General features: G+C 64.5%; 18 protein-coding genes. 4 read left to right on the top strand and 14 right to left on the bottom strand.

Annotated elements, in window-relative coordinates:
* Positions 1-31: 31 nt before the first annotated feature.
* From JAB8_RS12035 to JAB8_RS12015, 5 genes are all read right to left on the bottom strand, one after another.
* Positions 32-271 carry a hypothetical protein gene (locus JAB8_RS12035; protein WP_139143023.1) on the bottom strand — a complete coding sequence of 80 codons (240 nt, stop codon included), beginning with the start codon at positions 269-271 and terminating at the stop codon, positions 32-34.
* A gap of 104 nt (positions 272-375) precedes the next feature.
* A complete protein-coding gene (locus tag JAB8_RS12030; protein ID WP_070289666.1) occupies positions 376-819 on the bottom strand; it encodes a hypothetical protein in 444 nt (147 codons plus the stop codon).
* 73 nt (positions 820-892) lie between these two features.
* A complete protein-coding gene (locus tag JAB8_RS12025) occupies positions 893-2,098 on the bottom strand; it encodes a phage tail tube protein (RefSeq protein ID WP_070289665.1) in 1,206 nt (401 codons plus the stop codon).
* A gap of 329 nt (positions 2,099-2,427) precedes the next feature.
* On the bottom strand, positions 2,428-2,970 hold the full coding sequence (locus JAB8_RS12020; protein ID WP_070289664.1) for a zinc finger-like domain-containing protein: 543 nt from the start codon (positions 2,968-2,970) through the stop codon (positions 2,428-2,430).
* A gap of 25 nt (positions 2,971-2,995) precedes the next feature.
* Positions 2,996-3,409, bottom strand: coding sequence for a FeoC-like transcriptional regulator (locus JAB8_RS12015; RefSeq protein ID WP_070289663.1), 414 nt, complete (start codon positions 3,407-3,409; stop codon positions 2,996-2,998).
* 149 nt (positions 3,410-3,558) lie between these two features.
* On the opposite strand from JAB8_RS12015, the gene JAB8_RS12010 reads away from it, so the two are divergent.
* Positions 3,559-4,272: a S24 family peptidase gene (locus JAB8_RS12010; RefSeq protein ID WP_070220944.1), complete on the top strand. Its 714-nt coding sequence runs from the start codon at positions 3,559-3,561 to the stop codon at positions 4,270-4,272.
* Positions 4,273-4,316: 44 nt separating this feature from the next.
* On the opposite strand, the gene JAB8_RS12005 is transcribed toward JAB8_RS12010, so the two are convergent.
* From JAB8_RS12005 to JAB8_RS11965, 9 genes are all read right to left on the bottom strand, one after another.
* Positions 4,317-6,203: a propionate--CoA ligase gene (locus JAB8_RS12005; protein WP_070289662.1), complete on the bottom strand. Its 1,887-nt coding sequence runs from the start codon at positions 6,201-6,203 to the stop codon at positions 4,317-4,319.
* 60 nt (positions 6,204-6,263) lie between these two features.
* On the bottom strand, positions 6,264-7,490 hold the full coding sequence (locus JAB8_RS12000) for a hypothetical protein (RefSeq protein ID WP_070289661.1): 1,227 nt from the start codon (positions 7,488-7,490) through the stop codon (positions 6,264-6,266).
* Positions 7,491-7,502: 12 nt separating this feature from the next.
* On the bottom strand, positions 7,503-9,038 hold the full coding sequence (locus JAB8_RS11995; protein ID WP_070289660.1) for an MBOAT family protein: 1,536 nt from the start codon (positions 9,036-9,038) through the stop codon (positions 7,503-7,505).
* Between the two features lie 144 nt (positions 9,039-9,182).
* A complete protein-coding gene (gene prpF / locus JAB8_RS11990; protein WP_070289659.1) occupies positions 9,183-10,382 on the bottom strand; it encodes a 2-methylaconitate cis-trans isomerase PrpF in 1,200 nt (399 codons plus the stop codon).
* Between the two features lie 120 nt (positions 10,383-10,502).
* Entirely contained in the window at positions 10,503-13,097 is a 2,595-nt protein-coding gene (gene acnD / locus JAB8_RS11985) for a Fe/S-dependent 2-methylisocitrate dehydratase AcnD (RefSeq protein WP_070289658.1), read from the bottom strand.
* Positions 13,098-13,120: 23 nt separating this feature from the next.
* Positions 13,121-14,275: a 2-methylcitrate synthase gene (gene prpC / locus JAB8_RS11980; protein ID WP_070289657.1), complete on the bottom strand. Its 1,155-nt coding sequence runs from the start codon at positions 14,273-14,275 to the stop codon at positions 13,121-13,123.
* A gap of 78 nt (positions 14,276-14,353) precedes the next feature.
* Complete coding sequence (gene prpB, locus JAB8_RS11975; RefSeq protein WP_070220951.1) at positions 14,354-15,241, bottom strand: methylisocitrate lyase; 888 nt, start codon at positions 15,239-15,241, stop codon at positions 14,354-14,356.
* A gap of 329 nt (positions 15,242-15,570) precedes the next feature.
* Positions 15,571-15,819: a hypothetical protein gene (locus JAB8_RS11970; protein ID WP_034751890.1), complete on the bottom strand. Its 249-nt coding sequence runs from the start codon at positions 15,817-15,819 to the stop codon at positions 15,571-15,573.
* 124 nt (positions 15,820-15,943) lie between these two features.
* Positions 15,944-16,180: a hypothetical protein gene (locus tag JAB8_RS11965; RefSeq protein ID WP_070220955.1), complete on the bottom strand. Its 237-nt coding sequence runs from the start codon at positions 16,178-16,180 to the stop codon at positions 15,944-15,946.
* Between the two features lie 178 nt (positions 16,181-16,358).
* On the opposite strand from JAB8_RS11965, the gene JAB8_RS11960 reads away from it, so the two are divergent.
* From JAB8_RS11960 to JAB8_RS11950, 3 genes are all read left to right on the top strand, one after another.
* The gene (locus JAB8_RS11960; protein WP_070220958.1) at positions 16,359-17,216 is read left to right on the top strand and encodes an MBL fold metallo-hydrolase; all 858 of its coding nucleotides are present in this window, start codon (positions 16,359-16,361) and stop codon (positions 17,214-17,216) included.
* Positions 17,217-17,679: 463 nt separating this feature from the next.
* Complete coding sequence (epsC, locus tag JAB8_RS30240) at positions 17,680-19,899, top strand: serine O-acetyltransferase EpsC (protein ID WP_083287681.1); 2,220 nt, start codon at positions 17,680-17,682, stop codon at positions 19,897-19,899.
* Positions 19,896-21,032, top strand: a complete 1,137-nt coding sequence (locus JAB8_RS11950; protein WP_083287680.1) for an efflux RND transporter periplasmic adaptor subunit — start codon at positions 19,896-19,898, stop codon at positions 21,030-21,032. The genes epsC and JAB8_RS11950 overlap by 4 nt, the downstream gene beginning before the upstream one ends.
* Position 21,033: the final 1 nt, after the last annotated feature.

Below are 21,033 nucleotides of genomic sequence, written 5' to 3'. Positions count from 1 at the left end.
CGCGCATGGCGGCCGGGTTGAAAAATGCGGGTCAGCCCGCCGCATGCTGGTGCGACAAAAACAGCGCGTCGAGCTGGTCCAGCAGCTGGTGCTCGAACGGCTCGATGGCGATGCCGTGGCGCGCCTGCCAGGCGAGGATTTCCGTGCTGGCGATGGGATTGACGGCCATGCCGTTCTGCCGCTTGCGGTTCAATTGCGCGAACCATTCCCACACGTGGGCCAGCTCGAACGGCATGGGCGACGCAGCTTCCTCGGGCGGCGCGCGGAACAATGGATGGCGCCGGGCCGCATCGATATGCTCCCCCTTGGCATGGCCATCGGCCGCCCGCGCGCCGCGCTCGAACTGGTGCCCGGCGTAGCGCAGCAGGCTGGCCGTCAGAGTTTCAAAAAATTCGACTCGTTTTCCAGCGCCGTGGTCACTTTTTCCTGCCAGGTCGGGTATTTTTCAAAGGCCGCTTCCAGCAGCGCAGCATCGAGCGGCACTGGTGCGCCGTTACTGGTGAAGCCGTACCAGCCCGTGACCACGGCCAGGGCCAAGCGTTTCTGGTTGCCGTCGATCGCTTGCACCAGCAGTTCCGCGCCTTCGTCGGTGGAGGCATCGATGGCCGTCTTGCGGCGCGCCGATTTTTTATAACCTTCTGCGCGCACGGCGTTGTTGGCGAGGCGGTATTGCTCGCTGTTCTTGCCGACGATGGTCAGGCCGGCCACCGCTTCGCCGTCCGCGTCGAAGATAACGGGCACGTCGAAGGTGACGGGCGTGGCAGCCGCGTGGATATTGCCGATGTCGAAACCTGCCTGGATTTTTTGTGCGTTGTTCATGTGTGCTGCTTTCTGTATGAAGTAAAAAGTAAAAGGCCGCCATCACGGCGGCTCCGTAGCAAGCGTCAGCCGCTTACAGCGCGCTGTCCTGGATGCTCAAGGTGGTCGCTTCATGCTGCGCATCCGTGCCCTTGTAGCGCAGGACGTCGAAGGCGCAGGTGACGATTTTGTTTTTCTCGCCGTCGTCGATCTTGGCCGACGTGATCTTGATGCGGCCCATGGCCAGCGCCAGCACGTCGGCGGTTGGCGCCGTGCCCGACGCCATGGCGTAGGCCAGCGGGATTTCCATCTCGGACTTGAAGTAGTCGAGGTAGGTGGCGTCCTGCAGCAGCACCGTGAACTGACCCGAGCCCATCACCTTGCCGCGCGAGGTGGCCGTGGAGTACTTCGAGCCGATCACCGGGTCGACCTTGACCTGGCCGTCGAGCGAGACGGACATGCCGGTGCAGATCTGCGACGGGATGCCGTTCACGGACAGCATCGCCGTGGCGCCCGAGAACTTGCCGGTGCCCGGCGCGGCCAGCGGCGTGGGGAAGTACGGCACGGCCGTGGTCGGGCCTTCCGCCTTGCCCATCAGGGTGAAGTCCAGGCTGGTGATGCCGTTCGGCTGCACGGCGATGTCCATCTTGCTGACCAGCTGGTCGACGAAGCTGCGGTGCACGCCGATCTTCGGGTCCTGCACTTCGGCCGTGAACCAGTCGGTGGTGTGGCCGCTCAAAGGGGTGAAGCTGCGCTTGCCCACGGCCGCCACGCCGACCGAGTCGCCGGCCGCCTTGACGATCATGGCCGAACCGTCCATGAACTGGCCATTCAGGTTGGTCGCCGTCACCGACGTGACGAAGAAGTTCTTTGCATTGTTGGCGGCGGCCGGCGCCGTCATGCCGGTGATGCGCACCACGCTGCCGGCGCGGAAACCTTCTGCCAGCCAGGAACCGGCGCTGCGCGTCAGGCCGGAGGCGGCGGCAGCGATGGTGGTTTGCGCGGCAGCGACGCCGCCGGCCGTGAAGTCGCGGCGCAGCAGCGCCGCCATCAGCGGCGCGTAGGTGCCGCACGCCGCTTCGGCCTTGATGGCGCCCGTGGTGCGGAAATTGCCCAGGCGGGTATCGCCCTGTTGCTGGCTGGCGTCGATCTCGGCGCTCGCATATTTGTCCGCTTCCGTGTCGAAGGTGGCCGTGACGCGGGGATAAATCTGGCCGCCGCCGGCGGCGGCCTTGCTGCCTTCGGCGCTTTGTTTGCTGATAACGATCAAGCTGTCGATGCCGTTTGCTGTCGATGCCATAAGTAATACCTTTCGTGGGATGAAAACCGCCGGGGCGGTCTTGTGGGAGAAACTGAAAAATGGGAGATGAAACGAAAAAGCCCGCGCGCGGTGAGGCGGCGGGCTGGCGTACGGATGGCGCGGGGCCGTGCCGGACGGAAGATGGGCGAAGGGGCCATAAAGGCCGTTCGCTGCGCTGATTTCCCCTATCGGTGTCGCGCCGAAAGCGCGTCTATTACGAGTGGAGAAGCATGTGGTCCTGCGGTGTTGCCGGTGTTGCTGTTGCTGCGTGATCGAGACTCTATTGTAGGGGCATTTTTTTCAGCGCCAGGCATATTGCAAAAAACTTTTCAGTGACCCAGGCGGCGCATGGCGCGGGCCCCGTGCGACTGGAAGATGCCTTCCAGCTCGCTGACCATATCCTTGATGCGTTCGAGCTCGAAGCCGCCGGAGCAGCTGATGGCCGCTTCGCCGGCACCGTGGCACGCCTTGCAGACGACCGGTGCGCCCGCCTGCATGGCGGCGACGACGCCCGTGCCGTGGCAAACCTTGCATTTGCTGTCGAGCCAATGCGCGAGCGACGCTTCGGCCACGCGGCGGTACAAGGTATTGGCGGCCTGCGCATCCCAGGCCGTCTGCGCCTTGACCCAGCGCCGCGCGCGGCCCTTCTGCGTCACGGCCGCCGTCCAGGTGCGCAGCAGCTGCGCCAGGTTGCCGGCATTGCCCTCGAACAAGCGGCTGACGGTGCCGTCCGCGTATTTGACGCGGCACAGCAAGGCGCCCATGTCGCCGGCCAGCGCCGCGGCCGCGATCACGTCCAGGTCGTGGTGGACGGCATCGTCGCGCAGGTTCTGCGACGACAGCGATGCGATGAATTTTTCTGCAAACCCCATGATTTTCTCCTCGTTGATTCTTGTCTTAGTTTTCTCGCGCCGGCCCGAACAGGGCCGCCACCAGCGGATCGCGGCGCGCCGCACCTCGTGGCCAGCTGGCCGTGCGGCGCACCTGCGGCGGCAGTTCGGCCCAGCCGTCGACCTCGTCGTCCTGCTCGCCCAGCGCGTACAGGGCTGGCCGCTGGCGTCCCGGCTCCGTGCAATGGCGCTGCGCCAGGTGAATCTGCCCCATGCCGCACATGTGGCGCAAATAGCGGCTCATGGTGCCCGCGTCGAGTCCCAGCAAGGCGGACAACTGCGCCGCGCTGGCCTGGCCCTGCTCGCGAATGTACTGCGCGATGCGGGCAATATGCAGCTGCGACTTCTTGCTGCGTCCCTGTAACTGGCGCCCCTGCCGCGGCGCCGCCCTGCTTTCAACCGACTGACTGCTGTTCAACATCTGCCTGACCTCCCGTGGTGTCGCCAACCGGCAAACGCTGTAGTGCGTTTGCGACAGGCAACGAGTGGACTTTATCAATCGCTAATGTTAAAGTCAAGCATTTGGTAATTTATCAAACGGTAAATTTCAGGTTTAATGTGGAGATGAATATGTATCAATACAGACGCGACCGCCTGCTGGCCCTGATCCGCGAGCACTACGACAACACGCGCAAGAAAATTTCCGACGTCAGCGGCTGGAGCGAGGCGCGCATCTCGCAAATCCTCTCGCCCACCTACCGCGAGGGACGCGCGTTCAGCGAAAAGATCGCGCGCAAGCTGGAAGCGGACCTGCAGCTGGACAGCATGTACTTCGACCAGGGCGCGGCGCCCGACCAGGCGGCCATGGCCGCGCGCGCGCTGGCCGGCGTGCAGCCCGTGGTCGTGGAAGATGGCGAAGATGAACGCTTCTACCCGATCCGCAAGGTGAAGCTGCGCCTGTCGGCCGGCATCACGGGCTTTGCCATCGAACCGGAAACGCACGACGGCAGCACCATCAGCGTGCCGCGCAGCTGGGTCGAGCGCAATGGCTACCACCCTGAAAAACTGGTGGCGATCAAGGTCAAGGGCGAGAGCATGGAGCCGGCCCTGTACGAGGACGATGTGGTGATCATCAATACGGCCGACAACCGGCCGGCCGACGGCATCGTGTTTGCCATCAATTACGAAGGCGAACCGGTGGTCAAGCGCATGGCGCGCGACATCGGCGAATGGTGGCTGACGTCGGACAACCCCGACCAGCGCAAATACCACCGCAAGCTGTGCCGCGGCAATGAATGCCTGATCGTCGGCAGGGTCGTGCGCAAGGAAAGCGACCGGATCTGAGAACGAAGTTTATCGATTGATAAACTTCGTTCTCGTCATGGCGCTTAAGCCAGCGCTGCCTGGATCTGCTGCAGCGATGCCGGGTCATCCATCGACGTCAGGTCGCCCGGGCTGCGCCCTTCGCAGATGGCCTGGATCGAACGGCGCAGCAGCTTGCCCGAGCGCGTCTTCGGCAACTGCGCCACGAACAGCACGCGCGCGGGCCGCGCCACGGCGCCCAGCTGGCGGTCGACCACGGCCATCACTTCGCGTTCCAGCGCCGTTTTCGCCTCGACGCTGTCGAAACCCCGCGGGTCCTTGAGGATCACGAAAGCCATCGCCACCTGGCCTTTGAGCTTGTCTTCCACGCCCACCACCGCCACTTCCGACACGTTCGGATGGCTGGTGATGCTTTCCTCGATCTCGCGCGTGCCCAGGCGGTGTCCGGCCACGTTGATCACGTCGTCCGTGCGGCCCAGAATGAAGTAATAGCCGTCCGCGTCGCGCACGCCCCAGTCGAAGGTCGAATACACTTGACGACCGCTGAAGGTGGACCAGTAGGTGTCGACGAAACGAGAGTCGTCGCCGTAGACCGTCTGCATGCAGCCGGGCGGCAGCGGGCCTTCCAGCACCAGCACGCCCTTCTCGTTGGCGCCGCACTCCTGGCCCGTCGCCTCGTTGAGCAGCTTGACGCGGTAGCCGTACATGGCCTGGCCGGGGCTGCCCAGGCGCGTCGGCGTGTCGGCAATGCCCTTGGCCACCGAGAGAATGGGCCAGCCCGTCTCCGTCTGCCAGTAGTTGTCGATGATGTCCACCTTCAGTTCATCGGCGATCCACTGCGAGGTGGTTTCATCGAGCGGCTCGCCTGCCAGGTACAGGGCCTTCAGGGAAGACAAATCGTATTTGCGCATCAGTTCCACCGGGTGCTTGCGCAGCACGCGGATGGCCGTCGGCGCCGAGAACATGCGCGTGACCTTGTATTTTTCAACGATGCTCCACCAGATGCCCGCATCGGGACAGATGGGCAAGCCCTCGTACAGGATGGTGGCCATGCCGGCGATCAGCGGGCCGTAGACGATGTAGGAGTGTCCCACCACCCAGCCGATATCCGAGGTGGCAAAGAAGGTTTCGCCGGGCTTGCCGCAGAAGTTGTACTGCATCGACGACGCCAGCGCCACCGCATAGCCGCCCACGTCGCGCTGCACGCCCTTCGGTTTGCCCGTCGTGCCCGAGGTATACAGCACGTACGACGGCTCGTTCGATTCGAGCCAGGCGACTGGCACCTGCGCGTCCAGGTGCTGTTCGCGCAGGACCGCGTAATCGACGTCACGGCCAGGCGTCCGTTCCATCGGCACCAGATGGCGGTCGACCAGCAGCACATGCTGCGGCTTGTGCGCGGCGATGCGGATGGCATCGTCGAGCAGCGGCTTGTAGGCAATCGCCTTGCCGTTGCGCGAACCGGCATCGGCGGAAAACACCAATTTTGGCTGCGCATCGTCGATGCGGCTGGCCAGGCTGTTGGCGGCAAAGCCGCCGAACACCACGGAATGCACGGCGCCGATGCGCGCGCACGCGAGCATGGCAAACGCCGCCTCGGCGATCATCGGCATGTAGATCAACACGCGGTCGCCCTTGACCACGCCCAGCGACTGCAATATGGCGGCGCAGCGCTCCACTTCGCGCTGCAGCTCGCGAAAGCTGTAGCTGCGCTCCGTGTTCGTTTCGGTGGAAATGGCGATCAGCGCGGCGGCATCGCCCTGACGGTCCACCCAGCGGTCGACGGCGTTGTGGCACAAATTCGTGGTGCCGCCGACGAACCATTTGGCGAAAGGCGGGCGGGAATAATCGAGGACCTGCGAAAACGGGGTATGCCAGTCGATCTTGTCGGCTTCCTCGCGCCAGAAAACGTCAGGCGTGTCGATCGAGCGTTGATAAAATGCTGCGAAATTCATGTCTCCTCCGGTAGGCGTGCAATCTGTGTTTTTTTGTTCGTGCATGTTCTGCTTATCTGTTCATCTGCTTCCTCCAGTGTGGCTATGCTGTGTGGCGAGCAGCTGCCTTGAAAACAATGCCGGCTGCGCCGCCGCGCAACTGTTGCGTTCCTGCGCGATCCGCGCGCGGTTTTCCTCGAGGCTGGCGTCATCGAGCGGCATGCCAAACTGCCCATCGCCAGGCGCAACATCCTGCGGCGACATCACGCGCTGCAATACGATATCGCCCAGCGCCTTCTTGAAATGTCCGGCCTCCCAGTACCAGCGCGTGGCAGTGCCGCGCTCATTGGCGGCGGGTATCGGCTCGCAGTTGTATGCGCCATAGCCGCTGAAATCCGTGAGGGAAATATGCGCATCCGGGTAGCGCGCCTTGACCGCGCCCATTTCCCGCACCAGCTGTGCTTTCCATACTTCGAACAGGGGCCACAGCCCGGCAGCCTCGAACATGGCCAGCATTTGCGCGTGATACGGATAGATCACCAGCTTGATATCGGCCTCGGTGGCCGCCATCGCCAGCAAAAAGGTGCGCAGCAATCGAAAGTCTTCGGTGGCAAGGCTCCGCGTCGATTTTCTGCGCAAGTTGGCGGCGCTTTCCTGCGCCCGCTGCGTGAACATCTTGTGGTAGCCATCCCGGCGCGCATGGGCGCCGTACTCCAGCAAGGGATTGAAGCCATCGGCCGACAAGGTGGCCGCCTCATCGTCGTGCTGAATGCGCAGCGTGTGCACGGCATCCTTGACGGAGGCCAGCGAAAAGAGCGCATCGAAGCGCCAGAACGCGCGGCCATGCGCCGGCGCGGCGGCCGCTGGCGCCGGACGTGCGGACGGTGCGACGGCGGGATTGAGAAAATCGATGAATTCCATGCCCACGATGACCGTGCGCGGCTTGACGCCGGCCTGGCGCAGTTGCGCAAACTGGCTGGCGGATGTCGCCAGGCCCGTGCCCGGAATCGCCAGATTGTAGCCGGCGCCCAGCGCCGACAAGGCGCTGGCGCGCGGATCGAAGCCGATCTCCGCGCGCGAATTGCCGAGGATGATGAAGCGCGGCTGCCTGCGCAGCGCATGTTCCTGCTTGATCTGGTTCTGGTAGCGGCTCAGGCCCGGCTTGACGGCATTGAAATTATCGCGCCGGACGACGCCATACAGGCCATAAGGGTCGACAACGAAAACGAAGGCGCCCGCCAGCACGGCGCCCCCCGCCAGCGCCAGCGCCAGTACGGCCAGATAGGATTTGAAAGGGGATGCCGTCATGATGCGCCCTCTCTAGAATTGAAAATACAGGAATTCAGCGGGCCGGTTCAGAGCCAGCATGCTCGCCAGCGCGAGCACGGCGATGGCGGCCGCCCACGCAGGCGAGGCGCGCCAGGTGAGCCAGGCGCGCAGGTGTTGCCCACCGGCAGGAAAATCCAGCGCCGGATCAAAGTGGCGCATGATCTGCTGCGTATTCGGCATGGAAAAAGTAATCAGCGCTGCCACCGCTATCCACGTCCAGCTTTCAATGAACACCGTGCCGCCGCCCAGGTAATAGCCCATGCCCATGGCGGCCAGCACAGACTGAAGCGGCAGCAAATGGGGAGCCAGCGCATCTGGCAAATCCAGGCCAAAGCCGCCCGCCATGCCTTGGATGATTGTCAGGGCGGTTGCCATGTCGGGTGCGCGAAAGAAGACCCAGGCGACGCAGACGGCAATGAAAGTGAGGACCGTCGCCAGGATGTTGCCAACGCGCGTATCGGACGGCAGGTGCAGCTTGCGCGTCACCGTGCTCCAGGCCTTGTGGATCGCCAGGTAAGCGCCATGCAGCGCGCCCCAGACGATGAAATTCCAGCCGGCGCCATGCCACAGGCCGCCCAGCACCATGGTGATCATCAGGTTCAGGTAGCGCCGCACGGGCCCACAGCGGTTGCCGCCCAGCGGGATATACAGGTAGTCGCGCAGGAAGCGCGACAGGGTCATGTGCCAGCGGCGCCAGAATTGCGCGACATTGCGCGCTTTATAGGGCGAAGCAAAATTCAGCGGCAGCCGCACGCCAAATAATCTCGACAAGCCGATGGCCATGTCGGAATAGCCGGAGAAATCGAAGTACAGCTGGAAGGCATACGCGAGCACGCCAGCCCAGGCGATCAGCAAGGATGGCGCGGCGGGATCACTGAACAAGGGCGCCGAATAGGCGCCGATATTGTCGGCAATCAGCACCTTCTTGGCCAGGCCGATGAAAAAAATCGTGCTGCCGATGGCGATATTGCTGGCCGACAGGCGGAAGGTACGCCGGTCGGCGAATTGCGGCATCATTTCCTTGTGATGCAAGACAGGACCGGCAATCAGATGCGGGAAATACGTGACGAACAGCAGATAGTGGACGAAGCGGCTTTCCTGTGCCTTGCCCTTGCAGGTGTCGACCAGGAAGGCGATCTGCGTAAACGTGAAAAACGAGATGCCGATCGGCAGAATCACGTGCAAAGCGGGAATTGGCTGCGCCAGCAATTGCGCCAGGCTGGCAACGAAAAATCCCGCGTATTTATAGTAGGCAAGCAAGCCGAGGTTGGCGGCAATGGCGGCAGCCAGTATCCATTTCTTGCGCGGCCGGGGGCTGGTCGCCAGCCAGGCCGCGCAGCCATAGTTAAAGACAACGGAGCCCAGCAACAGCGGCAGGTAGCGGTAATCCCAGTACGCATAGAAGAACAGCGACGACGACGCCAGCCAGGCGGCAGCCCATAATTCGCTGCGCCGTCCCAGGATGAAAAAACCGGCCACCGTGATGGGCAGATACGCGAACAGGAAGACGTAAGAGTTAAATAACATCAGTTCACCCGTCGGGAAGTATGGGAGGTCGCCAGCGTCTGCGCTGCACGCATCGCGGCTGACGCTCCCCCATTTTCCTTGTCGCTCCGTTTCTTTGCTAGCAGAAATATCAACTGATCTGCCTGCGCATCGGTCTACCTGGCCTTAAAACGCGTCGCCGGGAATGCGCACGCTGCCTTCCATCAGCACGCGCGCGCTGCGGCTCATGATGGCCTTGGTGACGCGCCATTGGCCATCGACCTGCTGCGCTTGCGCGCCCACCGTCAGGGTGCCCGACGGGTGGCCGAAGCGCACCGAGTTGCGGGGTCCGCCGCCCGCTGCCAGGTTGACCAGGGTGCCGGGAATAGCCGCCGCCGTGCCGATGGCAACTGCCGCCGTGCCCATCATGGCGTGGTGCAGCTTGCCCATCGACAGAGCGCGCACGAGCAGGTCGATGTCGCCCGCCTCCACCTTTTTTCCGCTCGACGACACATAGCCGGCCGGTTTGGCAACAAAGGCCACCTTCGGCGTGTGCTGGCGCTTCGCCGCTTCATCAAGATGGGAAATCAAACCCATGCGCAGCGCGCCATGCGCGCGGATGGTCTCGAAGCGGGCCAGCGCGGCCGGATCGCCATTGACGGCGTCCTGCAGTTCCGTGCCCGTGTAGCCGATGGCGTGCGCATCGACGAAAATCGTCGGGATGCCCGCGTTGATCATCGTGACTTTCAACACGCCGATGCCGGGCACGTCGAGGTCATCGACGAGGTTGCCAGTAGGAAACATGGCTGAGCTGCCACCATCGCCGCCCTCCTCGTCCGCGGCCGGATCGAGAAATTCCAGCTTCACTTCGGCGGCCGGGAAGGTCACGCCATCGAGTTCGAAGTCGCCCGTTTCCTGGACTTCGCCCTGCGTCATGGGCACGTGGGCGATGATGGTCTTGCCGATATTGGCTTGCCAGATGCGCACCGTGGCGATGCCGTCGGCAGGCACGCGGGCGGCGTCCACCAGGCCGCTGGCGATGGCGAACGAGCCGACGGCGGCCGACAGGTTGCCGCAGTTGCCGCTCCAGTCGACAAACGGCTTGTCGATCGAGACCTGGCCGAACAGGTAGTCGACGTCGTGCTCCGGCATCGTGCTTTTCGCCAGAATCACCGTCTTGCTGGTGCTCGACGTGGCGCCGCCCATGCCGTCGATCTGCTTGCCGTAAGGGTCGGGACTGCCGATCACGCGCAGCAGCAAGGCGTCGCGCGCCGCGCCCGGCACTTGCGCGCTGGCGGGCAAATCCTGCAGACGGAAGAACACGCCCTTGCTGGTGCCGCCGCGCATGTAGGTGGCGGGGATTTTGATTTGGGGTACGTGGGTCATGAATTTTCCTGGAAGAGGTAGGTCGGATTAGCGTGGCTTAGCCACGCGTAATCCGACACATTGTTGGCGCGTTTCGGCAGATAAGGTCGGATTACGCGCAAGCGCTAATCCGACCTACCGTTACGCGGCTTTCGAAGATTCGAGGAAATCCTGCGCGAATCGTTGAAGAACGCCGCCCGCCTCGTAGATCGACACCTCTTCCGCCGTATCGAGGCGGCAGGTGACGGGCACTTCGACCTTGTCGCCGTTCTTGCGGTGGATGACGAGGGTCAAGGTGGAGCGCGGCGTGCGCTCGCCCACGACGTCGTAGGTTTCGCTGCCGTCCAGGCCCAGGGTCTTGCGGTTCACGCCAGGGAGGAATTCCAGCGGCAAGACGCCCATGCCCACCAGGTTGGTGCGGTGGATGCGTTCAAAACCTTCGGCCACGATGGCTTCCACGCCGGCCAGGCGCACGCCCTTGGCGGCCCAGTCGCGCGAGGAACCCTGACCATAGTCGGCGCCAGCGATGATGATCAGGGGTTGCTTGCGCTCCATGTACACCTCGATGGCTTCCCACATGCGCGAGATTTTGCCTTCCGGCTCGATGCGCGTGAGCGAACCGGCCTTCACTTTGCCGTCCTCGATGACCATCTCGTTCTTCAAGGTCGGATTGGCGAACGTGGCGCGCTGCGCCGTCAGATGGTCGCCCCGGTGCGTGGCGTAGGAATTGAAGTCTTCCTCGGGTAAACCCATCTTCGCCAGGTATTCGCCGGCCGCGCTGTCGAGCATGATGGCGTTCGATGGCGACAAGTGGTCGGTGGTGATGTTGTCGCCCAGGACGGCCAGCGGACGCATGCCTTTCAAGGGCCGCGCGCCTGCCAGCGCGCCTTCCCAGTACGGCGGACGGCGGATATACGTCGTCTGCGGACGCCAGTCGTACAGCGGGCTGACCTTGATGCCGTCATCCGCCTGCGCGGCGAACATCGGGATATACACCTTGCGGAACTGCTCCGGCTTGACGCTGGACGCGACGATGGCGTCGATTTCCTCGTCCGACGGCCAGATATCTTTCAACAGAATCGGTTTGCCGTCCGCGTCATGGCCCAGCACATCCTTTTCGATGTCGAAGCGGATGGTGCCGGCAATCGCGTAGGCCACCACCAGCGGCGGCGAGGCGAGGAAAGCCTGTTTCGCGTACGGGTGGATGCGGCCGTCGAAGTTGCGGTTGCCCGACAGGACGGCCGTGGCGTACAGGTCGCGCGACACCACTTCGTCCTGGATGACGGGGTCGAGCGCGCCCGACATGCCGTTGCACGAGGTGCAGGCAAAAGCGACCACGCCGAAGCCCAATGCTTCGAGTTCCGGCATCAGGCCCGCTTCCTGCAGGTACAGTTCCACGGTTTTCGAGCCGGGCGCCAGCGACGATTTGACCCATGGTTTACGCGTCAGACCCAGGCGGTTCGCATTGCGCGCGATCAGGCCGGCCGCGATCATGTTGCGCGGGTTGTTCGTATTGGTGCAGCTGGTGATGGCGGCGATGATCACGGCGCCGTCCGGCATCTTGCCCGGCTCGTTTTCCACCACGCCGGAAATCCCGCGCGCGGCCAGTTCCGACGTCGGCACGCGGCTGTGCGGATTCGACGGCCCGGCGATATTGCGCACGACGGACGACAGGTCGAAGCTCAAGACGCGCTCGTACTGCGCGTCCACCAGGCTGTCTGCCCACAGGCCCGTCTCCTTGGCGTACAGCTCCACCAGTTTCACCAGTTCGTCGTCGCGGCCCGTCAGCTTCAGGTACTTGATGGTTTGCGCGTCAATGTAGAACATGGCGGCCGTGGCGCCGAATTCCGGCGCCATGTTGGAAATCGTGGCGCGGTCGCCCAGGGTCAGGTGCGATGCGCCTTCGCCGAAGAATTCCAGGTAGGACGAGACGACCTTCTGCTTGCGCAAAAATTCCGTCAGCGCCAGCACCGTGTCGGTCGCCGTGATGCCCGGCTGTGGTTTACCCGTCAGCTTGACGCCGATGATATCGGGCAGTCGCATCCACGAGGCGCGGCCCAGCATCACGCTTTCCGCTTCCAGGCCGCCCACGCCGATGGCGATCACGCCCAGCGCATCGACCATCGGTGTATGCGAATCCGTGCCCACCAGGGTGTCGGGATAGGCTACACCATTTTGCACCTGGATCACGGGCGACATGCGCTCGAGGTTAATCTGGTGCAGGATACCGTTACCGGGCGGGATCACGTCGACGTTTTTAAACGCTTTCTTGGTCCAGTCGATGAAGTCGAAACGGTCTTCGTTGCGGCGGTCTTCGATGGCGCGGTTCTTGGCGAAGGCGTCGGGGTCGAAACCGCCGCATTCGACGGCCAGCGAATGGTCCACTACCAGCTGCGTGGGAACCACCGGATTGACCAGGGCCGGGTCGCCGCCCTGGGCCGCGATGGCGTCGCGCAGGCCGGCCAGGTCGACCAGGGCCGTCTGGCCCAGGATGTCATGGCAGACGACGCGGGCGGGAAACCACGGAAAATCGAGGTCGCGGCGGCGTTCGATGAACTGGCTCAGCGAGGCGTTCAGGGTGGCCGGGTCGCAGCGGCGCACGAGGTTTTCGGCCAGCACGCGCGAGGTGTAGGGCAAGGTGGCATAGGCGCCTGGGGCGATCGCATCGACGGCGGCGCGCGTGTCGAAGTAGTCCAGCCCTGTTCCCGGCAAGGGTTTGCGGTACAGGGTATTCATGGGGGTACTCATTGCGGTGCTCATTATTTACGGTCCTTGATTGGCACGAATTCCAGGTCTTCCGGGCCGACGTAGTTGGCGCTCGGGCGGATGATCTTGTTGTCGATGCGCTGTTCGATGATGTGGGCAGCCCAGCCCGAGGTGCGCGAGATGACGAACAGAGGCGTGAACATCGCCGTCGGCACGCCCATCATGTGGTAGGACACGGCCGAGAACCAGTCCAGGTTCGGGAACATGTTCTTGATTTCCCACATGACCGATTCCAGGCGCTCGGCGATGTCGAACATCTTGGTCGATCCCGCTTCCTGCGACAGCGAACGCGCCACTTCCTTGATGACCACGTTGCGCGGGTCCGAAATCGTGTAGACGGGGTGGCCGAAGCCGATCACCACTTCCTTGTTGGCGACGCGCTCGCGGATATCCGCTTCCGCTTCGTCGGCATTGTCGTAGCGCTTCTGGATGTCCAGCGCCACTTCGTTCGCGCCGCCGTGTTTCGGGCCGCGCAGTGCGCCGATGGCGCCCGTGATGGCCGAGTGGATGTCGGAACCCGTGCCGGCGATGACGCGGCTGGTGAAGGTCGAGGCATTGAATTCGTGTTCCGCGTACAGGATCAGCGACGTGTGCATGGCTTTTTCCCACGACGCCGACGGTTTTTCGCCATGCAGCAGGTGCAGGAAGTGGCCGCCGATCGAGTCGTCGTCCGTTTCCACTTCGATGCGCTTGCCGTTATGGCTGTAGTGGTACCAGTACAGCAGCATGGAGCCAAACGACGCCATCAGGCGGTCGGCGATGTCGCGCGCGCCCGGCGCGTTATGGTCGTCCTTTTCCGGCAGGGTGCAGCCGAGCACGGACACGCCCGTGCGCATCACGTCCATCGGGTGGGCGGCGGCCGGCAGCGCTTCCAGCGCCGCTTTCACTGCCGACGGCAAGCCGCGCAAGGACTTCAGCTTGGCCTTGTAGCCTTTCAGTTCCGCCAAGGTCGGCAGCTTGCCGTGCACCAGCAAATAGGCGATTTCCTCGAACTCGCAGCTGTCGGCCACGTCCAGGATGTCGTAGCCGCGGTAATGCAAATCGTTGCCGGTCTTGCCGACCGAGCACAGCGCCGTGTTGCCGGCGGTGACGCCGGACAGGGCGACGGATTTTTTAGGCTTGAAAGTGGCGGCTTGCGGTGCGGTCATTGTGTTCTCCAGATTGAATAGTCTCGGGTGCGTCACTGCGGGACCGGCATGCGGTCCCTGCTTTTTGCTTATTTCTGCTTATTTCTTTTGCGCGGCGAACAGCGCGTCGAGTTTTTGCTCGAAATCATGGTAGTTGATCGATTCATACAGTTCCATGCGCGTCTGCATGGTGTCGACGACGTTCTTTTGCGTACCGTCGCGGCGCAGCGCCTGGTAGACGTTTTCCGCCGCCTTGTTCATGGCGCGGAAGGCCGACAACGGGTACAGGGCCAGGCCCACGTGGGCGCTGCGCAGCTCGTCCAGCGTGAACAGCGGCGTGGAACCGAATTCCGTGATGTTGGCCAGGATCGGCACGTTGACGGCCTTGGCGAACGTGGCGTACATGTCCAGGTCCGTGATGGCTTCCGGGAAGATCATGTCGGCGCCCGCTTCGACGCAGGCGACGGCGCGCTCCAGTGCCGCTTCCAGGCCATCGACGGCCAGCGCATCGGTACGCGCCATGATGACGAAATTCGGGTCCGTGCGCGCATCGACGGCCGCTTTGATGCGGTCGACCATCTCTTCCTTGCTGACGATTTCCTTGCCCGGACGGTGACCGCAGCGCTTGGCGCCCACCTGGTCTTCGATGTGCAGGCCGGCCGCGCCGAACTTGATCATCGATTTCACCGTGCGCGCCACGTTGAAGGCTGAGGCGCCGAAGCCCGTGTCGGCGTCGACCAGCAGCGGCAGATCGCACACGTCGGTGATGCGGCGGATGTCGGTCAGCACGTCGTCCAGGCTGGAAATGCCCAGATCGGGCAAGCCCAGCGAGCCGGCCGCGACGCCGCCGCCGGACAGGTAGATGGCCTTATAGCCGGCGCGCTTGGCCAGCAAGGCGTGGTTGGCGTTGATGGCGCCGACGACTTGCAACGGGGATTCTTCCTGGACGGCCTTGCGGAATGCGGCACCTGCGGAGTATTGAGTCATGTGTTCACCTTATGGGTTTCGGACGGTCCCGAATGTTTCACGGAGTGGCTATGAACATTGATATTGCAAATGCCGTGCCAGCACCATGCGCTCGCGCGGAAAATGCACCACGGCACAGTGAAAACCAGGGAAATGGCCACGCATCGGCGCTGCACGCGTTGTCACGCCAGGGAACAGCGATGTCACGATTCAGGCCAATGATGTTTCAAATATGTTTCAATCATTCCATTTGAAACATTGAAACATGAAACATATGAGACTGCCACCGGCGACGCGCATAAAAAAACAGCCGGCGGGCGCCGGCTGCAGGTTTGCTGGAAATTCAAGGACTAGGCCAGCCGCACCAGCGGATTGGCGATGATGTTGTCGATCTGGCGCACGGCTTCTTCGCAGGCGGCGGCAATGGCGCCCTCCTCGTCGTCGCGCACGAATTGCATGGTCGAGCCTTCGAACACCTCCAGGCCTTCCGCCGTGGCGCGTTCAATGTCGCAGCTGGCCGACCATTTGCCATCGGTGGTGGGCACGGCCAGGGGAACGATTTCCCAGCCTTTATAGTGAATTTTAGAACTGCTATTCATGGGGTGCCTCCTTGGTGACTGACTCAATACTGGAAATCGTAGCATGAAGCGGCACCGCTAGCGACGTGTTTCACGCGCCGGCGCGCGGTCAGGCCGACTTTCAGGCTAAACGATTTACGCTGGCTCAAGGACGCAGCAGATTATCCACTTCCGTCCTGGCCACTTCCAGGCCCGCCGTGCAAGCGGTCTCGGGCGCCGCGTAGCCGCCCAGGGTACGGCTGCGCGTGATCGCCTGCGCTTCCGGCTCACCGTCGCGCTGCAGGCGGTAGGTAAAATCCCATAAATCGTCGTTATCTTTTTGCGGGGTCACGGAAATCGTAAAACCGCGGTACTGTTCGCTGCGTGCAGTGATATCGTTCATGAATTCCTCCTTGGAAGAATGAGGTTACCATGCTGCAAGCGCGAGCGTGCGCACGGCTGCGACGGAGGCATGCATGCCCGCTTATCTGTTTTTCGCATGTCAAATGTCAATTTGCAGCATTTTTTTAGCGAACTCTGGCGATATAATGCCATTCCCTTGCCCGTCCCTTGCCGCCGCGATGACTCCACAAATCCAAGCTTTCTTCGACCCGACCACCGCCACCGTCACCTACGTTGTCTACGAAGCGGATGGACGGGACTGCGCCATCATCGATTCCGTGCTCGATTACGACCCGAAGGCGGGCCGCACTTCAACCGCCTCGGCCGACAAGGTGATCACCTTCGTGCGCGAACACGGCTTGCAGTGCCGTTGGCTGCTGGAAACCCATGCGCACGCCGATCATCTTTCCGCCGCGCCCTACCTGCAACAGCAGCTGGGCGGCGACGTGGCCATCGGCGCCGCCATCCAGACGGTGCAGCAGGCCTTCGCCGCCGTCTACCACCAGGACGGCGCCAGGGCCGACGGCTCGCAGTTCGACCAGCTGTTCGCGCCCGACCAGGTGTTTCATATCGGAAAACTGGAAGTACGCGCCCTGCACGTGCCCGGCCACACGCCGGCCGACCTGGCGTACCAGATCGGCGACGCCGTTTTCGTGGGCGACACCTTGTTCATGCCGGACGTAGGCTCGGCCCGCTGCGACTTCCCCGGCGGTTCCGCTACCCTGCTGTACCGCTCCGTGCAGCGCTTGCTGGCGCTGCCGCCGCAGACGCGGCTGTTCATGTGCCACGACTACCCGCCCAACGGCCGCGCGCCGCGCTGGGAAGTGACGGTGGCGGAACAGCGCGCAAGCAACATCCATTTGCGCGACGGCATCACGGAAGAACAATTCGTGGCCATGCGCACGGGCCGCGACGCCACCCTCGACATGCCGACCCTGATCCTGCCCGCCATCCAGGTCAACATCAACGCGGGCAAGCTGCCCGAGCCGGAAGACAATGGCGTGCGCTACCTGAAGATTCCGCTCAACGCGCTGTAATTTCGCGGGGCCACGCTCCGCCCCCTCCCTCCCGCCTCATCGCACCTCCCCCTGGCGCCGCCTGCCCGCGCGCCAGCGCGGCATGCGCCGCTGCCTCCCCAAGCATCAGGAATCGTGAGCCGCACGCTCAGTATTTACGATTTGCTTCGTCCTTCGTGGCGGCTTATCGTGTATCCGCAATTGCCTGGCCCTGCCTTCCGGGAGCCCGGGCACTTGCCAGCCGGCGCCGGCCCTGTTGCCATGCGCTCCACTTTCCCCCTTCCTTTGCCTGGACAGGCACCACGATGACTTACTTGACCTATGCCAGCCCCCTGCCGCCTGCGCCGCCCTTGCGCCGCATCGATGCCGCCGCAGCCAGCCAGTCCGACGACATTCCCGGCGTGTGGACGCAGGTGCGCGGCATGGCGCAGCAGCTCGCCAAGCTGATACTGCCGCACGACAGCCCCGCCGGGCTGCCGCCATCTTGGCACAGCGCCTGGGCGCGCGCGATATGCGCCCGGCCGTGCTGCGGCCCCTGTTCGAGGACAATCCAAGCACGCAGCCGCCCATCCTGGCCAGCATCACGGCCGACCTTGCGGCCATCGCGCAGCGCGATCCCGCCTGCCCCGACAGCTTGCACGCGCGGCTGAACCTGAAGGGTTTTCACGCGCTGCAAACCTGCCGCATGGCGCACCATCTGTGGACGGCGGGCCGCAGCGAGGCCGCCTTTGCCCTGTCCAGCCATGCGGCCGGCATCTTCGGCATCGACATCCATCCGGCCGCGCGCATCGGCGCGGGCATCATGCTCGATCAGGGCAGCGGCATCGTCATCGGCGAAACGGCCGCAGTCGACGACAACGTCTCCATCCTGCAGAACGTCACCCTGGGCGGCACCGGCAAGGAGCATGGCGACCGCCATCCGAAGATACGCTCGGGCGTGATGCTGGGCGCGGGCGCCAATATCCTCGGCAACATCGAAATCGGCACCATGAGCAAGGCGGCAGCCGGCAGCGTGGTCCTGCAGGACGTGCCCGCCCATTGCACGGTGGCCGGCATTCCCGGGCGCATCGTCCGCTGCCACCTGGCCGACAGCCCGCCCGCCTTCGAGATGGGCCAGATGCTGCAGCGCCGCCCACGCACCAGACATGGCGTCAAACGCAACAATATAGTGCAAATGATGCGTCTTCCGCCATGCCAAATCCCTCGCTACCATGGAATGACTCTTATTGGATGGACAAGCCACCTTATGAATTCGCCGTCAAAACCCCTACCTCCAAGCCAGCAGACCACCCCGGCCGGCACCGCCACCATGCCCGTGCGCGGCGCCCTTGCCAGCCTGTCCCTGTCGATGCTGCTGCCCGCGCTGGGCACCAGCATCGCCAACGTGGCCCTGCCCGACATGGCCAGGGCCCTGCATGCGCCGTTCCAGGACGTGCAATGGATCGTGCTGGCCTACCTGCTGGCCATCACCGCGCTGATCGTCAGCGTGGGCCGCCTCGGCGACATGCTCGGCCGGCGCCGCCTGCTGCTGGCCGGCATCGCCCTGTTCGCCGCCGCCTCCATCCTGTGCGCCCTGGCGCCCACCCTGTGGCTGCTGGTCGCCGCGCGCGCCCTGCAGGGCCTGGGCGCTGCCGTCATGATGGCGCTGACCATGGCCTTTGTCGGCAGCACCGTGCCCAAGGCGCAGACAGGCAGCGCCATGGGCCTGCTCGGTACCATGTCGGCCGTCGGCACCACGCTCGGGCCCGCGCTGGGGGGCCTGCTGATCGCGCGCTTCGGCTGGCAATCCATCTTCCTCGTCAACGTGCCGCTGGCCGGCGTGGCGCTGCTGATGGTCTGGCGCTTCCTGCCGGCCGACCAGCATGGCGCCAACGCCAGGCGGCCCGTCTTCGACCACCGCGGCACCTTGCTGCTGGCGCTGACCCTGGCCGCGTATGCGCTGGCCATGACCCTGGGGCGCGGCCATTTCGGCATGCGCAACGTGGCGCTGCTGCTGGCCGCCTGCGTGGGCGGCGCCCTGTTCGTCTACGTGGAGCTGAAGGCGCCGGCGCCGCTGATACGCCTGGCCATGCTGCGCGCGCCCGTGCTCAGCGCCGGCCTGGCGACCAGCATGCTCGTGTCGACGGTCATGATGTCGACCCTGGTGGTCGGCCCGTTCTACCTGGCGCGCGGCCTGGGCCTGGGCACGGCCGTCACCGGCATGGTGCTGGCGGCCGGGCCGCTGGTGGCGGCGTTCTGCGGCGTGCCGTCTGGCTGGCTGGTGGACCGCTACGGCGCGCAGCGCATGGGCGGCTCGGGCCTGTGCGGCGTGGCCGCCGCCTGCCTGGTGCTGTCGCTGCTGCCGGCCAGCCTGGGCATCCCCGGCTACGTCGCACCGATCATGCTGCTCACGGCCAGCTACGCGCTGTTCCAGGCGGCCAACAATACGGCCGTGATGGGCGACATCGTGCCCGACCAGCGCGGCCTCATCTCCGGCATGCTCAATCTGTCGCGCAATCTGGGCCTCGTCACGGGCGCCTCCGTGATGGGCGCCGTCTTCGCCGCCGGCGCTGGCGATCTCGCCGGCGCCCAGCCAGCCGCCATGATCCGTGGCATGCACGCCACCTTTGCCGTCGCCAGCGCGCTGATACTCGCCGCGCTGGCCATTTTCGCGCTCGGCCGCGCCCTGGCCAAGCCCCCTACGCCTTCTGGAGACCCCGCATGATGCGCCCCCGTCCGACCCCGTCCCTGCCCTTCCCACTGCTGCTGGCCCTGGCCTGCAGCGCCACCTTGTCCGGCTGCGGCCGGTCCCAGGCCGCGCCTGGCGGCCCGCCGCCCAAGCCCACCGTTTCCGTGGCGCTTCCGGAAACGTCGATGGTGCAGGCCACCCTCGACTACACGGGCCGCATCGAACCATCGCAGCGCGTGGAAGTGCGCTCGCGCGTGTCGGGCTACTTGCAGCAGATCGCCTTTCGCGATGGCCAGCAGGTCAAGGCCGGCGATGCGCTGTTCGTCATCGACCCGCGCCCCTTCGCGGCGGCGCGCGACCGCGCCCGGGCCAGCCTGGCCCAGGCCCATGCGCGCAGCAAGCTGGCCACGGCCCAGTTCGAACGCAGCAGCCGGCTGCAGCAGACGGGCGCGGCCAGCACCGAGGAGCTGGAACGGGCGCGCGGCGAGCTGGAAGGCGCGCAGGCGGCCGTCATGCTGAGCCAGGCGGAATTGCGCAGCGCCGAACTGGAACTGTCCTTCACCACCATGCGCGCGCCCATCGCCGGCACGGTGTCGGACCGCCGCGTCGACGTCGGCAACTACGTGGCCGGCGGCGCCGCGCAAAGTGGCGTGCTGACCACCATCGTCGCGCACAGCCCCGTGCGCGCCACGGTCGACCTGTCGGAAGCGGATTTCCAGCGCCTGCGCCAGCACAGCAGGCTGCCGTCCAAGGTGCAGCTGGCGCTCGACGGCGGCGGCCCCGCCCAGGAAGCCAGCGTCGATTTTGTCGACAACGAGATCAGCGTCCGCTCGGGCACGGTGCGCCTGCGCGCCAGCCTGGCCAACGCCGACCACGCCGTCATGCCGGGCAGCTTTGCGCGCGTGCGCATTCCCGTCGGCGCGGCGCAAGAGCGCCTGCTGGTGCCCGACGCCGCCATCCTCAGCGACCAGAACAAAAAGATGGTGTTCGTCGTGGACGCGGCGGGCAAGGTGGCGCCGCGCAAGCTGGAACTGGGCGGCCTGCAGGGCGACAAGCAGATCGTGCTGTCCGGCCTCGGACCGCAGGAGCGGGTCATCGTCTCCGGCGCGGCCAAGGTGCGCCCGGGCGACCAGGTCCTGGTGGCGACTCCCCGCGCCAGCGGCGCATAAG

The sequence above is a fragment of the Janthinobacterium sp. HH106 genome (genome assembly GCF_001758725.1).
Taxonomy (GTDB): Bacteria; Pseudomonadota; Gammaproteobacteria; order Burkholderiales; family Burkholderiaceae_D; genus Janthinobacterium.
The sequence above is the reverse complement of the archived record's forward strand: the minus strand, read 5'-3'. Positions and strand labels throughout refer to the sequence as shown.